Annotated in this window: 11 protein-coding genes; 7 read left to right on the forward strand and 4 right to left on the reverse strand. The window is 73.9% G+C overall.

Annotated elements, in window-relative coordinates:
• Nucleotides 1–137: 137 nt before the first annotated feature.
• Nucleotides 138–971 (reverse strand): SAM-dependent methyltransferase, encoded by an 834-nt coding sequence (locus ACZ303_RS29095; protein ID WP_467343480.1) that lies wholly within the window; start codon nt 969–971, stop codon nt 138–140.
• Nucleotides 972–1,361: 390 nt separating this feature from the next.
• A complete protein-coding gene (locus tag ACZ303_RS29100) occupies nt 1,362–1,994 on the reverse strand; it encodes a GNAT family N-acetyltransferase (RefSeq protein WP_467343450.1) in 633 nt (210 codons plus the stop codon).
• Nucleotides 1,995–2,253: 259 nt separating this feature from the next.
• Between ACZ303_RS29100 and ACZ303_RS29105 the strand changes: the two genes are divergently transcribed.
• Nucleotides 2,254–2,976, forward strand: a complete 723-nt coding sequence (locus ACZ303_RS29105) for a DUF4142 domain-containing protein (protein WP_467343451.1) — start codon at nt 2,254–2,256, stop codon at nt 2,974–2,976.
• Between the two features lie 4 nt (nt 2,977–2,980).
• On the forward strand, nt 2,981–4,348 hold the full coding sequence (locus tag ACZ303_RS29110) for a DUF1996 domain-containing protein (protein WP_467343452.1): 1,368 nt from the start codon (nt 2,981–2,983) through the stop codon (nt 4,346–4,348).
• 123 nt (nt 4,349–4,471) lie between these two features.
• Here the strand turns inward: ACZ303_RS29110 and ACZ303_RS29115 are convergent, their stop codons facing one another.
• Nucleotides 4,472–5,584, reverse strand: a complete 1,113-nt coding sequence (locus ACZ303_RS29115) for a PucR family transcriptional regulator (RefSeq protein ID WP_467343453.1) — start codon at nt 5,582–5,584, stop codon at nt 4,472–4,474.
• Nucleotides 5,585–5,930: 346 nt separating this feature from the next.
• Here ACZ303_RS29115 and ACZ303_RS29120 point away from each other — a divergent pair, with 346 nt between their 5' ends.
• The 3 genes from ACZ303_RS29120 to ACZ303_RS29130 all read left to right on the forward strand — a co-directional run bounded on the left by ACZ303_RS29120 (nt 5,931) and on the right by ACZ303_RS29130 (nt 9,286).
• On the forward strand, nt 5,931–6,665 hold the full coding sequence (locus ACZ303_RS29120) for a hypothetical protein (RefSeq protein WP_467343454.1): 735 nt from the start codon (nt 5,931–5,933) through the stop codon (nt 6,663–6,665).
• The gene (locus tag ACZ303_RS29125) at nt 6,662–8,149 is read left to right on the forward strand and encodes an NADH-ubiquinone oxidoreductase-F iron-sulfur binding region domain-containing protein (RefSeq protein ID WP_467343455.1); all 1,488 of its coding nucleotides are present in this window, start codon (nt 6,662–6,664) and stop codon (nt 8,147–8,149) included. Before ACZ303_RS29120 ends, ACZ303_RS29125 begins: the two co-directional genes overlap by 4 nt.
• Nucleotides 8,150–8,263: 114 nt before the next feature.
• A complete protein-coding gene (locus ACZ303_RS29130) occupies nt 8,264–9,286 on the forward strand; it encodes an SCO0930 family lipoprotein (protein ID WP_467343456.1) in 1,023 nt (340 codons plus the stop codon).
• Between the two features lie 8 nt (nt 9,287–9,294).
• On the opposite strand, the gene ACZ303_RS29135 is transcribed toward ACZ303_RS29130, so the two are convergent.
• Complete coding sequence (locus ACZ303_RS29135; RefSeq protein ID WP_467343457.1) at nt 9,295–10,656, reverse strand: peptidase C39 family protein; 1,362 nt, start codon at nt 10,654–10,656, stop codon at nt 9,295–9,297.
• 100 nt (nt 10,657–10,756) lie between these two features.
• On the opposite strand from ACZ303_RS29135, the gene ACZ303_RS29140 reads away from it, so the two are divergent.
• Complete coding sequence (locus ACZ303_RS29140) at nt 10,757–11,365, forward strand: uridine kinase family protein (RefSeq protein WP_467343458.1); 609 nt, start codon at nt 10,757–10,759, stop codon at nt 11,363–11,365.
• Between the two features lie 479 nt (nt 11,366–11,844).
• A complete protein-coding gene (locus ACZ303_RS29145) occupies nt 11,845–13,758 on the forward strand; it encodes an AAA family ATPase (RefSeq protein ID WP_467343459.1) in 1,914 nt (637 codons plus the stop codon).
• Nucleotides 13,759–13,802: the final 44 nt, after the last annotated feature.

A 13,802-nucleotide genomic window follows, 5' to 3' on the forward strand; every position in this document is an offset into this window, starting at 1 on the left:
CGTTCCGCTTGTACTGCCACCGAGCGCCCTGTTCCCCTCAAGGCGCCTTGTGACTTCTGCCCTTGCCAGGTCTTCGGTAACCTGCCTCGCTGTTCCGCCCCCGGATCCGCCCAGCGTTCTGCCGCTCGACGGAATGATCACGGTTTGCGCCCCACACCGGCGAATCCGACGTACATGGCCGGGTCGTCGTCGAGGGCCGCCGTGCCGTCCGCCCCGGGCACCGGGTCGGGCCGCCAGGCGGGCATGGACACCAGGCCCGGCTCGACCATCTCGAACCCGTCGAAGAAGCGCGCCACCTCCGGGCGGGAGCGCATGATCAGGGGTGAGCCGACCTCGCGGTAGACGCCCTCCAACTCTTCCCCCTCCTCCGGCTTCCTGGGGCCGGTGTCGGTCGACGCGTGGGTGAGGATCAGCAGGCTCCCCGGGGCGAGTGCCTCGCGCAGTCCCGCCACCGCCTTCCAGGGGTCGTCCCCGTCCTCCATGAAGTGGAGGACGGCGACGAGCAGCAGGGCCACCGGCCGGTCCAGGTCGAGGAGTCGGCCCACCTCGTCGTCGGCCAGGATGTCATGCGGGGAGCGGAGGTCGGCGTTCACGATGGTGGCGCGCTCGTCACCGGTGAGCACGGCCCGGCTGTGCGCGACGGCGACCGGGTCGTGGTCGACGTAGACGACGCGCGCCTCGGGATGCGCGGCCCGGGCGACCTCGTGGACGTTGCCGAAGGTGGGTATGCCGGAGCCGATGTCGAGGAACTGTGTGACCCCCCGGCCGACGGCGTAGCGCACCGCGCGCCGCATGAAGGCCCGGTTGGCCTGCATGATCTTCGGCAGGCCCGGGAACGCCTCGATGGCTCGGCGCCCGGCCTCCCGGTCGACCTCGAAGTTGTGCGAGCCGCCCAGGTAGTAGTCGTAGATCCGGGACACGCTCGGCACGGAAAGATCGATGCCTTGGGGGGCCCAGGTGGGACGCTCCATCAGTTTGTCGCTCCAGCTCATCGCACGGGTATGTGAGCAGAGGCTACTGATCGTTCGTTCGAATGGAAGCGGCAAGCGGAAATCATCGGTCCGCATCCACCGCCCGCCGACCCCTCGTCTCCTGCGGGTGTGTCACCCGAGGCAGCGCGAAACCACTTCCGTACGTGAGATGCATCTCTCCCACTCCTCGCGTCAGTCACCCCCGTCACTCCCGAAAGCGTGGTGCGACCGCTCACCGGACGGCGCACACATTGTCGATCATGCCAATAAATGGTCATGGGGGGAAATATGTGCCCATCGGTCGACCGTCGGCCGGCCGCCGGGGCGGGGCTCCGACGCGGCGGGCGGCGGCCGCGCCTCCGGCCGCCGCCCGCGCGGATCGGGGGTGTCTCAGGAGCGCGGTTCGCGCCACATCGGCCACATCCGGGGCCCGTCGGGCAGCTCGATGGCCGTGCCGGTGAAGACGAAGCCGAGCCGCTCGTACAGCGTCTTGCTCCGCTCGTTGCTCGCCTCCAGATAGGCGGGCATCCCCTCCTCGTCGCAGCGGTCGAGGACGGTCGTGAGCAGCGCCCGGCCACGGCCCTCGCCGCGGCGTCCGGGGGCGGCGACGATGGTCGGCAGGTAGTAGTGCGAGCGGTCCATCGGGTGGGCGCGCTCGGTCAGTTCACCGACGACGCGGGCGCGCTCGTTGCCGGGGTCCGCCTGGGCGAGCCGCTCGGCCATCTCGTCGTCGTCCCCCGCGTCGGCCGGCTCGTGGGCCTCGCCCGCCTGGACGGGCAGCCACAGCGCCGCCGCCGAGAGGTCCTCGGTCACATCCACCCAGCCGTGGCGCAGCGCCGCGTCCAGGAACACCCCGAAGAAGCCCGGGTGCACGGCGCGCCGGTGTGCCTCGTCGGGGAAGACCCAGCCGCTGACCGGGTCCTCCATGAACGCCTCGCCGATGAGCCGGCTGATCGCGTCGCGCTCCTCCTTCCTGGCCCGGCGGATTCCCGGTACGACAGCGGTCGTCTGATGCGCAGTCATGATCCCTTTCCTGTACGTACATGGAGCGTGGCGGACTGTCCGCGCCCGATCGTACGTACGCGCGATCCGGCGGCGCGCGCGGCCGCACGGTAACAGCCCCCGGGGCGGATGAGCGTCGCTTTGTCAGAGCCCGCGAAGGCTCGTCCGCCGCCCCGCCGGCCCGGCTAGCGTCCCTGGCCATCAGAGGACACAGCCCAGGAACGAGGGAGGCGGCGCCATGCGTTCGGTGCGCCCGTCGCACGTCATCAGAGCGCGGTTGATGCGGTCTTTCAGCCGGCGGGCCCGGCGGACCGGGCCGGCCGGAGGGCGGGCGCTCGGCACCTGGCTCGTGGTCGGCGCGCTGGCCGCGACGCTGGTGGCACTGCTGGTGCCCATATCCCTGTTCGGCGGCGCCCGGCAGGCGGCGGCCGACAGCCCGACGTGGAGCGATGACGGCGCGGGGGTGCGGAACACCGCGTTCGGCCCGCTGACGGCGCTGGACCGGGACTTCGTGCGCAGGGTCCGGCTCGCGGGACTGTGGGAGAAGCCGGCGGGCCGGATGGCGCAGGAGCGGGGGACGGTCGAGAGCGTACGGGTCGCGGGCGAGCACCTCATCGACGGGCACACCGAGTTGGACCGCCGGTCGATCGACGCGGGCCGGGACCTGGGCATCACGATGCCGGACCGGCCCAGCGCCCAGCAGCAGGGCTGGCTGGACCGGATGGACGCCGCCCGCGGGGCGGAGTTCGACCGGGCGTTCGCGGAGCTGGTGCGGGCCGCCCACGGCAAGGTGTTCGGCCTGGTCGCGCTCGTACGGGACAAGACCGGCAACTCCCTGGTCAGGGAGCTGGCGACGCGCGCCAACACGGTCGTCCTCGACCACATCACCGTCCTGGAGAACACCGGGCTGGCCGGCATCCCCCGCACGGCGCCGCAATCGCCGGCACAGGGCCCACCCGCCCCCGAGCCCCCCATGCGGCACGGCAACGACGAAATGAAGTGATCCCATGACCCCCACGACACGACAGGGCCACCACAAACGCCGCTCGCAGCTGAGGATCCGGGCGCTGGTGGCGGCCGGGGCGCTGCTGCTGGGCGGCGGCGGCACGGCCATCATCGCCTCCAACGCCTCCGCCGGCGGGGAACACTCCGCCGCGCCCGAGGCGGCGGCCGCCGCGATGACGATCGCCTGTCCCGACGTCGGCGACAAGCTCCAGGACGTGCCGGACCCGGCGCGGCAGAAGGTCTCCGAGGGCCTGGCCGAGCTGGACGCGCAGGTGGCCCGGGCGTACGGGCGGTCGGCGGGGCACGGCGACGACAGCGCCGCCGTGCTCGACGAGCTCAAGCGGCAGCGCTCGGCGACGATCGGGCGGATGGCCGACGCGATCGGCGAGAAGGCCGCGCGACCCACCGGCCTCACCGAGCTGAGCGGCTGCACGGCCCGGCAGGTGAGCACGCAGTCCGCCGGCAGCGACACCCTGCTCTCGCGGCCCATGCCCGGCGGCCCCTCCCCCGCCGACTTCGCCGACATCCGGACCGCGCCTCCGGTGGCCCGCCCGGGCGTTCAACCCACCGGCTCGACCGGCACGTTCACCTCGTCCTGCGGGCGCAACGAGAACGGCCACTTCAACTCCGACAACGTCATCGTCACGCCCGGCGTGAGCAATGGCGCCCACCACACGCACGACTACGTCGGCAATCTCTCGACGAGCGCCTTCTCCAGCGACCGCAGCCTCGCCGCCGCCGGCACCACCTGCACCAACGGCGACCTGTCCACCCACTACTGGCCCGTTCTGCGAGTGCTGGACGGCAAGGCCGCCCCGGACGCCAACGCCCCGGGCGGCGGGCACGACGGGAACATGGGCAAGATCCTGCGGCCCGCCTCCGTGACGATCCAGTTCCGCGGCAGCCCGGTGTCGAAGGTGACCGCGATGCCGCGCTTCCTGCGGGTGATCACCGGTGACGCGAAGGCGTTCACCAGCGGGCCGGGCAACGCCAACGCCTCGTGGAGCTGCGTCGGTTTCGAGAACCGGCAGCTGAAGGAGAAGTACCCGATCTGCCCCGACGGCGCCGACGTGGTCCGTACGCTCGCCTTCCAGAGCTGCTGGGACGGGCGGTCCACCGACAGCGCCAACCACCGCACGCACGTCGCCTTCGCCCGGCAGGACGGTTCGTGCCCGCGCGGCTTCCGCGCGATGCCGCAGCTCGTCCAGCGCATCACCTACGACGTGCCGGCCGGTACCGCCTTCGCCGTGGACAGCTTCCCCGAGCAGCTGCACAAGCCGGTCACCGACCACGGCGACTTCGTCAACGTCATGCCGGACGCGCTGATGGCGAAGGCCGTGGCCTGCGTCAACGGCGGACGCCGCTGCTGACCTCCCCAAACCCCCGGCGCCGGGTGCTCCCCACCCACACCCTGCCACCCGCGCCGGGAAACGCGGCGGCCCCGGACCTCGAGTCCGGGGCCGCCGCTCGCCGTGGCGTGCGGGATCAGGGCATCACAGGCCGTTGACCCGGGCCTCCCTGGCGAGCCCCAGCGGGTGGACGGCCGCGCCGACGGCACGGGCCCGGCCGTGGGCCTGCGAGCGCAGCCGGCGGGCCTGGGCCAGCAGACGGCGGCTGCGCAGGGCCAGCTCCAGCTCGAAGCGGATGCGCGGCTCGCGCAGCGCCGGGCCGAACAGCTTCTCGATCTGGCGCAGGCGGTAGCGGACCGTCTGGGGGTGCACCTGGAGCGTACGGGCCGCCTCGGGTGCGCCGCCGCTCTCCAGCCAGGCCAGCAGCGTCACTTCGAGCCGCTCGCTCTGACGTGGTGTCAGCCCCTCCAGGGGGCGCAGCCAGCGGGCGGACAGCGCGCGGGCGAGGGACTCGTCCTGCAGGAGCAGCAGGTCGGAGAGGTGGTCGTCGACGAAGACGAGCCGTTCCTTGGGGCTGCCGCCGGGCGGTGCCAGGGCGAGCAGCCGGCGCGCCCAGCGCAGCGAGGATGCGGCGTCCGCGACGGGCACCGCGTGTCCGACGGCGGCCACGCGGCCGCACAACACGGCCACCAGCGCGGCGCGCGTCTCGGGGCCGCCGTCGGGGACGAGCAGGCAGACCTCTCCGTCGACGGTGCCCAGCAGCCCTTGGCCCAAGGTCGCCTGCAACTGGAGGGCGAGGTGGGGGGCGTCGTTGGCGGAGGCGGCGGTGAGGACGACGGCGCGGGTGCGGCCGGGCAGGGCCCAGCCGGCCTGGCGCGCGAGGTCGGCCAGCGCCTCGTCGGGGAGGCAGCGGTCCTCGGCGAGGGCGGCGAACAGCGCCTGGCGCGCCCGCGCCCCCGGCATGGAGGTGACGACCCGGCCGCCGTTCCTGGGCCTCGGTATCTTGACGGTCCCGACCGGCTCGACCGGTACGGCCGGGCGGTCGTCGGCGGTCCCGCCGGGAATCCCCAGGGACCGCAACAGCGCCTGTTCAACGGCTGTCCGCATCGCGTCCCGCCCGATTCGCTCCGCGCCCGCCGCGAATGCGGGTGTATTGCGCAGCAGTTCGTCGGCCACCTTGGCCGCGACGGTGGGAAGTTCCTTTCTCAGGACGCGAGTCCATTCGCCGCGCGGCCGCGACCAGATGCGGTTCAGCATTTCGCACATCGTCTACCTCCGGACATCTGCACCGGACAAGGGGATCGGGACTGACGTTCGGACCCTCTCGCCTGAGTGGGCATCATCAGCAGCCACCCACCATCGTGGGGACTGCCGTGCGCGAATTTGTCACAGCGCGATAAAGCTTATGAAGGACTTGCGAAATTCGAGGATCCTGCTGTTCATTCGACCGCCCGGCGAATTACGCCGATGCGCGGGATTTCCGGATTTCTCAGGAACACGGGCGCCCGGCCGAGCCGCCGCCGGCCGCCCGTCGGAGGCCCCTATGCCTGCGTCACCCATGTCCCCGCCCACCCCGCCGTACCCACTGTCCCCGCTCCCTCCCTTGTCCCACCTGCCCCCACCCTCCCCGCCCGGCCCGGCCCGCTCGCCCTCCCCCGTCTCCCGTTCCCGGCCCCGCTCGCGCCCCGCGATCCGCCCGTCGGCGCGGCCCGCGCTGCCGGCGGCGATCCTGCTGGCGCTGGCCGTCGCGGCCCGCGCCGGAGTGGCCGAGCATGCCCAGCGGTTCCTCGACTTCGGGGCGGGCGTGCTCGCGCTCGTCTCGCTCACCGCCACCGTGCTGTGGGGGCTGGCCGCCACCGACCGGCTGCTGCTCGGCTCGGCCCACCGGCTGCTCGCCCAGGGCATCCACCGCGGCCTGGCCGTGGCCGGGCTCGGCTTCCTCGCGCTGCATATCTGGGTGAAGGTCGCCGAGGGCCGTACGGGCACGACCGCCGTGGCCGTGCCGTTCACCGACGGGGCCCAGCCGCTGCTCATCGGCCTCGGCACGGTCTCCGGCTACCTCTTCGTCACGGTCGCCGTGACCGGCGCGGTACGCAGCGCCTTCGCGTTCGTCGGCCGGTCGCGCCCCTGGCGGGCCCTGCACATGAGCGCCTACCCGGCCTGGGGCGCGGCGCTGGTGCACGGGCTGCACTCCGGCCGCCCGGCCAACGGCTGGGTGACGGCGGCGTACGCGCTGTGCCTGGCGGGTGTGGCCGCGGCGCTGGTGCTGCGGGCCCGTGGCGGCCGGGGCGCCCCGGCCTCGAACGGCTCGAAGGGCGCGAACGGAGGGACCGCGTGACGGCGGCCGTCCCGACCCTGTCCACGGTCGGCCCGCCCCGGCTGCTCGCCGGTCTGGACGAGCGGCCGTGGCTGGACCGCGCGACGCACCTGGCCCTGCACGGCCCGCCGCCGGCGCCGTCCGCGGCCGAACTGACCGAGCTGGCGGAAGGCGTCGCCCTGCGCGGCAGGGGCGGCGCGGGGTTCCCCTTCGCCCGCAAGCTGCGCGCGGTCACCGACTCCCTGCGCCGTACGGGCGGCGGCGCCGCCGTCGTGGTCAACGGCAGCGAGGGCGAGCCCGGTTGCCTGAAGGACACGGCGCTGCTGCTGCACGTACCGCACCTGGTCCTCGACGGGGCGCTGCTGGCGGCCGGGGCGATCGGCGCGGACCAGGTCGCCGTCGGGGTGACCCGCGCGGACGTGGAGCTGTCAGTGCGCCGCGCGGTCGCCGAGCGCGGCACGGCGGGGCCCGAGGTGCGGGTGGTGCGGCTGCCCGAGCGGTTCGTCACGGGCGAGGGGACCGCGCTCGTCCGGGGCATCGAGGGCGGCCCCGCGCTGCCGCCCGGGCGCAAGGTCCGCTCCAGCGAGAGCGGCCTGGGCGGCCTGCCGACCCTGCTGTCGAACACCGAGACCTTCGCCCAACTGGCCGTCGCCGCACGCCTCGGTGTCCGCGGCTTCGGTGAGCTGGGGCTGCCGGAGGAGCCCGGCACCGTTCTGCTGACCGTCGCCGGCGCGCACGTCGTCGAGACGCCGACCGGGCTGCCGCTGCCGTACGCCCTGGAGCTGTGCGGCACCGGTATCGGCCAGGGTGTGCTGGTCGGCGGCTACCACGGCACGTGGCTGTCCGCGCCGGACGCCCGTACGGCCACAGTCTCGCGGGAGGCCCTCGCGGCGGCCGGTGCCACGTTCGGGGCGGGCGCGCTGCTGCCGCTGCCGGAGACCACCTGCCCGGTCGGGGAGACCGCGCGGGTGACGCGGTGGCTGGCGGCGGAGTCGGCGGGGCAGTGCGGCCCGTGCTTCCAGGGGCTGCCAGCGCTCGCCGAGACGCTCCTCGACGCCGCGGGCGGTGGCGGGCAGGCCGCCCTGGACGCCGTACGGACCCGGATGCGGGCCGTGGAGCGGCGCGGCGCCTGTGCGCACCCCGACGGCACCACCCGTTTCGTGGCCTCCGCGCTGACCGTCTTCGCCGAGGACTTCGCCGCGCACGCGCTGGGCGGCGGCTGCGGCCGCCCGGTCCTCGGCGCGCTGCCGCTGCCCGACGGCCTCCGCGACGCCCCGCGCGCCCCGGCCGCGCGGCCCGTGCCCGAGGAGCGGCTCCTCGTGGACTGGACGCTGTGCCGGGGGCACGGGCTGTGCGCGGATCTGCTGCCCGGCCTGCTGCGGCTGGGCCCGGACGGCTATCCGGAGCGGGCCGCCATCGCGGTGCCGGCCCGCATGCGGCAGCGGGCCCTGCGCGCGGTACGGCGCTGTCCCGCCCTGGCGCTGCGCGTCGAAGCCACCGACTGAGCGTTTTTTAGCGCCTTGTGACAACTTCCCGGTTCCGCTGAGTGCTCGCGGAACCCCTCCCGTATCCCCACCCGACGGCGGAACCTCCGTCGGGCACCACCTCAAGGAGCGAACATGGACAAGCGGCGACAGGCATCCCTCGCGGGAGCGGCACTCACGGTCATGATCCTGACGGCGGCGTGCGACGGCGGTACGTCCGCGAAGGGTGGCCAGGGCGACGACGCCAGGCCCGCCGCGAACAGCTCCCAGGCCGGCAAGGGCGGCTATGGCTACGGCTCCGACGACTACGGCTCCGGCCCGGCCGGCGGGAAGGGGGCCGCCAAGGGCGAGGCGGGCGGCAAGCTGGCCGTCCGTGACGCGTCGGGGCTCGGCAAGGTCGTCACCGACGAGAAGGGCTTCACCCTCTACCGCTTCGACAAGGACACCGCCAAGCCGCCCGCCTCCCGCTGCGACGGCGACTGCGCCAAGGCCTGGCCGCCCGTCCCCGCCGGCACCGCCACGGCCACCGCCGGGATCGAGTCCTCCGCGCTGGGCGAGGTCACCCGCGCCGACGGCACCCGGCAGCTGACCCTGGGCGGCTGGCCCGTGTACCGCTACGCCAAGGACACCGCGCCCGGCGAGGCCAAGGGCCAGGGCGTCGGCGGTACGTGGAACGCGCTCGCCCCCGACGGCAAGAAGGCGGGCGGCAGCGCGGGCGGCGACAAGGAGCAGCCCACCAAGGAGCCGAGCGCCCCGGCATCGGAGCCCGCCAAGGAACAGCCCGCGCCCGCCGGGGTGACCGTCTCCGACAACGCCAAGCTCGGGAAGATCCTCGTGGACGGCCAGGGCCGGACGCTGTACCGCTTCAACAAGGACAGCGCCTGGCCCATGAAGTTCGCCTGCACGGACAGCTGCCTGGACACCTGGAAGCCCGCCAAGCCCGTGGACAAGGCGGCGATCCAGGGCGTGCCCGAGAAGCTGGTCACCACCGTGACCCGGCCCGACGGCACCAAGCAGCTCGCGATCGACTGCTGGCCGGTGTACTGGTTCACCGGCGACGCCAAGGCCGGGGACGTCAACGGGCAGGGCAAGCAGAACCTGTGGTTCGCCGTCGACGACAAGGGCGAGAAGAACACCACCGTCCCGGCGCAGGGCTGAGCCCGCCGTCAGCGGATGCCGAGCCCCCGCAGCGCGCGCAGTTGCTCCGGCGCGGGGTCGAGCGGGAAGTAGAGGTAGCAGACCCCTCCCGTGCCGCTTCTGACCTGGCCCTGGGCGTTGTAGCGCTTGGTGCGGAGCCAGATGTTCTCGAACTGGCGGCGTTTGTAGACGCGTCGGACCTCCGGGTCCGACGCGCTCGCCGGGTCGTTGGCCACGACGTCACCGTCGCGGGTGAAGCCGGTCAGGCACATCAGGTGCCCGGCCGTGCCGTAGCCCGCGCCGTCGAGCTCGGCGGCGAGGAAGGACTGGGAGGTGATCACGGGGATCCGCGCGCGGATCAGCCGCTCCACGTCGTTCAGCGAGCCCAGCCGGGTGACGACGGCCTGGAGGTCGCGGTAGGTGGCGGCGTAGGCGGCGTTGAAGGGCCAGTTGCCGCAGCCCTTGTACTGGTGGTCGTAGGTGAAGCGGGCCGCGTGGCAGACCTGTGGGTCGGCGTAGTCCGGGTTCACCCAGGCGAGGTCCTCGGCCGTGGGCCGCCGGCCCCAGTACTCGACGACCATCTGCGAGGACGTCGGGCTGCACCACGCCTCGCCGCCGTTGTCGTACTCCGGGTACTGCCCCTTGTGGATCTCCTGGGAGTAGCGCGGCACCCGCAGCTCGCGCCCGGCGCCCTCCCCCGGCTTCGAGGCGGGCACGGTGAAGCGGTCGGGGATGTCGGAGCCCATCACGCCGAGCCGCCACACGGTGGGGGTCAGCCGGGTGCCGGGTCTGCGGTAGAGCGTCAGGCGCAGTTCGTACGAGGCCAGGCGCAGGCCGGTCGCGGGATTGCCGACGGCGAGGGTGTCGGTGGAGACGTTGCTCCTGCCGTCGCCCTGCCCGTCGACGGAGGTGCGCCGGATGTCGCCGTCGGCGTCACCGGCGGTCCAGCGGCCCAGGACGTACCACGGCGTGCTCGTCCCGTCGGTGTAGTCGGCGCGCAGCTCGATCTGGATCCAGGTCCCGGCGGGGGCGTGGGCGTTCCAGGAGGCGATGACCTCGCTCGCCGGTGCGGCCGGCCGGTGGAGGGGGCCGGTCCAGGTGGCGTACTCCCAGGTGGTCGTGGTGCCGGTGTGCGGGTCGGGGTAGTCGAGCGTGCCGACGGGGTGGTCGATGACGAGGCCGGGACGGCCGCCGGGGCGGGTGCGGGTGCCCCGGGCGGCGCCCCGGCGCCAGTCGGCGGCGGTGGTCCAGGCGTGGTTGTCGACGGAGGCGGCGCGCCCGGCGGGCCCGGCGGCGGAGGCCGGCGGGGAGCCGGCCGTGAGGGACGCGGCCGCCGCGGCCCCGAGGGCGGCGGCGAGGACGGTACGGCGGGGCGTGGGTCTGCTGGACATTGGCGGTCCCCCAGTCGTGGACGGGTGTGCGAGCCAGTGATTCCCCGTACGGCGCGTCCCCAATACCGGAGCGCCCCGGGGACCGCCATAGGGTGGTCCGGTGAACGCTCCCCTTCCCGCCGGTGCCCCCGACCCGCTCCCGGCCCTCGCCCGGCGGCTGCGGGCGCTGCCGCCCTCGCTCGGGCCGGTCCGGCTCGTGGCCGTGGACGGGCACGCGGGGTCGGGGAAGACCACGTTCGGCGCGCGGCTGGCGGCGGAGCTGGGCGGCGCGCCCGTACTGCATCTGGACGATCTCGCGACGCACGAGGAGCTGTTCGACTGGACCGGGCGGCTGACCGAAGGGGTCCTGGCCCCCCTCTCGCGGGGCGGGACGGCGCGGTATCCGGTGTACGACTGGGTGGCGCGGCGGTTCGGGGACGAGCGGGAGCTGGCCCCGGAGCCGGTGGTCCTGGTGGAGGGGGTCGGCGCGGGGCGCCGGGCGCTACGGCCGCATCTGGCGTGTCTGATGTGGATGGAGTTGACGCATGAGCACTCCTGGGAAAGGGGTCAACTCCGCGACGGTCCCGGCCTGGCCGAATTCTGGGACGGCTGGAAGCGGGCGGAGCGCGACCATTTCGCGGCGGATCCGACGCGCCCGTACGCCGAACTGCTGATTCTTCAGGGCGAAGAGGGCTACGAGGTGCTGCCGGGGCCCTGGCGGCTCCCCTGAACCGCCCTCGCCCTCACGCTCGGTGACCGGCCGTCGCCCGTGCGCCGCCCGTCGCCGTGCGATCCCGCCGACTGCGCCAACTCCGCTTGACCGAGGGGGCGTACAGGACTTACGTTCTCATTGTGCGGCCAGTGAGGGCCGCCCGCGGACGCGAAGCCCCCGGTTGTTCCCCCGTGATCGGGGGCTTCGTACCCTCCGCGAATCACCTCTTTGGGCGCTTTGCTCCACAGCGCCCCTCACCCTGGGTGACCATCTTCCGGATCGCTTTCCGGCCCCAAGGAGTGCCCCTCCACCGTGAACGGCCTTGCCGCACCCTTCGGCCGACGCCAACCTCGCAGGTACGATGCGAAGTGGCGCACCTATCGGCGGGTGCGTCGGCACACTGGTCAACTCCCGTCCACAGCACAGCGATTCGGAACAGGCGCGGCCAGGCACACGCCAGGCGGCACGCTACGGGGGCACGGTTTGTGGGGGACGTGATGGATCTCGGCATGCAGGGCCCACCCGCCCCGGCCGATCTCGCCTGGCTGCGCGCCGTCGACGCCTACACCATGGGCGCGTACGCGCAGGCCGAAGAGGAGTTCCGGACCGCGGTCCGCGTCGACCCGGGCATGGCGGACGCCTGGCTCGGCCTGCACGCGCTGCGCGCCGACACCACCACCGCGCTGCTGCGCATGTACCGCCACCGGGACCGGTTCGGCGAGCAGCGCGCCCGCCACCGCCGCACCCTGAACTCCTGGTACTGGCTGGGGTGGTGGGTGCAGCCGGTCCTGGAGAGCGGCCGCGATCTGCTGCTCGCGCACGCCTCGCACTGGCTCGACGGCCGCCATGTGCCCGAGCTGGACCGGGCGCTGGCCGGCTGCGCGCCCGTGGAGACCGACCCGCAGGCGCGCTTCCTGCACGCCTGCCGCGCCTATCTGGTCAAGGACTGGGAGCAGCTCGTCCGGCACACCGAGCCGCTGTTGAGCGATCCGCTGCTGGGCATCGAGGCGGGGCTGTTCGGCGGCATGGCCCGGGTGCGGCTGGAGATGTACGGCCAGGCCGAGCCGCTGCTGTCCGCCGCCCTGATGCGCTGCCGCAGCGAACAGCCGCAACGCAAGGAGCTGCGCTATTGGCTGGCGCGCGCCCATGAGGGCACCGGGCGCAGCGCCGCCGCCCTGCCCCTCTACCGCGCCGTGCACCGCGTGGACCCCTCCTTCATGGACACCTCGGCCCGGCTCACCGCCATCGCCGACGGGGACGGCCTGGACGACCACCTGGGCCTGGCCCCGGTGCCGATGGGCGGGCCGGACCCCGCGCCCGCCACCGACGGCGCGGGCGAGACCGAGCCGGCCGTCCCGGACCCCCTCGACGGCCGCGATCTGCTGACCGGTACGGACCGGGGGCCTTCGGGCACGCCCCAGGCCGACGCCGACACCGACGACGTCCGCCGGAAGGCCCGCGTCCCCGCGCAGCCCACGGCCCAGCCGACGCCCGGCCCCTCCGACCCCGTACTGCTGGCCAAGGCCCTCTCCGAGCTGGAGCGGATGGTGGGCCTGGAGCCGGTCAAGCGGCAGGTGCGGGCGCTGTCGGCGCAACTGCACATGGCACGGCTGCGGGCCGGGCAGGGCCTTCCCGTCCAGCCTCCCAAGCGCCACTTCGTCTTCTCCGGCCCCTCGGGCACCGGCAAGACCACGGTCGCCCGGATCCTCGGCCGGGTCTTCTACGCCCTCGGGCTGCTCGGCGGCGACCATCTGGTGGAGGCCCAGCGGGCGGACCTGGTCGGGGAGTTCCTGGGCCAGACCGCGGTCAAGGCCAATGAGCTGATCGACTCGGCGCTCGGCGGTGTCCTCTTCGTCGACGAGGCGTACAGCCTGTCCAACTCCGGCTACAGCAAGGGCGACGCCTACGGCGACGAGGCCCTTCAGGTGCTGCTCAAGCGCGCCGAGGACAACCGCGACCGCCTGGTGGTGATCCTGGCCGGCTATCCGGAGGGCATGGACCGCCTCCTCGCCACCAACCCCGGCCTCGGCTCCCGCTTCACCACCCGCGTCGACTTCCCCAGCTACCGCCCCCACGAGCTCACCAGCATCGGCGAGGTGCTGGCCGCGGAGAACGGCGACGGGTGGGACGAGGAGGCACTGGAGGAGCTGCGCAGCATCAGCGCGCATGTGGTCGAGCAGGGCTGGATCGACGAGCTGGGCAACGGCCGCTTCCTGCGCACGCTGTACGAGAAGAGCTGCGCGTACCGGGATCTGCGGCTGTCGGGGTATCCGGCGACGCCGTCGCGCGACGACCTCGCGACGCTGCGGCTGCCGGATCTCATGCAGGCGTACGGAGAGGTCCTCTCGGGCCCGGGCTGGGGCTCGCCGCATCGCGGCGGAGGGGCCCGGGACCCGCAGGACCCGGCGTGAAGCCGGGGCCCCGGACAACCGGCCGGCCGGAAATTCCGGGCCGG

The sequence above is a fragment of the Streptomyces sp. NPDC023527 genome, from assembly GCF_055560115.1.

What these genes read in the sequence shown, in the direction of transcription:
- ACZ303_RS29145 (WP_467343459.1), top strand. Translation starts at nt 11,845, where the DNA reads ATGGATCTCGGCATGCAGGGCCCACCCGCCCCGGCCGATCTCGCCTGG.
- ACZ303_RS29115 (WP_467343453.1), bottom strand. Translation starts at nt 5,584, where the DNA reads ATGCTGAACCGCATCTGGTCGCGGCCGCGCGGCGAATGGACTCGCGTC.
- ACZ303_RS29110 (WP_467343452.1), top strand. Translation starts at nt 2,981, where the DNA reads ATGACCCCCACGACACGACAGGGCCACCACAAACGCCGCTCGCAGCTG.
- ACZ303_RS29135 (WP_467343457.1), bottom strand. Translation starts at nt 10,656, where the DNA reads ATGTCCAGCAGACCCACGCCCCGCCGTACCGTCCTCGCCGCCGCCCTC.
- ACZ303_RS29105 (WP_467343451.1), top strand. Translation starts at nt 2,254, where the DNA reads ATGCGGTCTTTCAGCCGGCGGGCCCGGCGGACCGGGCCGGCCGGAGGG.
- ACZ303_RS29100 (WP_467343450.1), bottom strand. Translation starts at nt 1,994, where the DNA reads ATGACTGCGCATCAGACGACCGCTGTCGTACCGGGAATCCGCCGGGCC.
- ACZ303_RS29130 (WP_467343456.1), top strand. Translation starts at nt 8,264, where the DNA reads ATGGACAAGCGGCGACAGGCATCCCTCGCGGGAGCGGCACTCACGGTC.
- ACZ303_RS29095 (WP_467343480.1), bottom strand. Translation starts at nt 971, where the DNA reads ATGGAGCGTCCCACCTGGGCCCCCCAAGGCATCGATCTTTCCGTGCCG.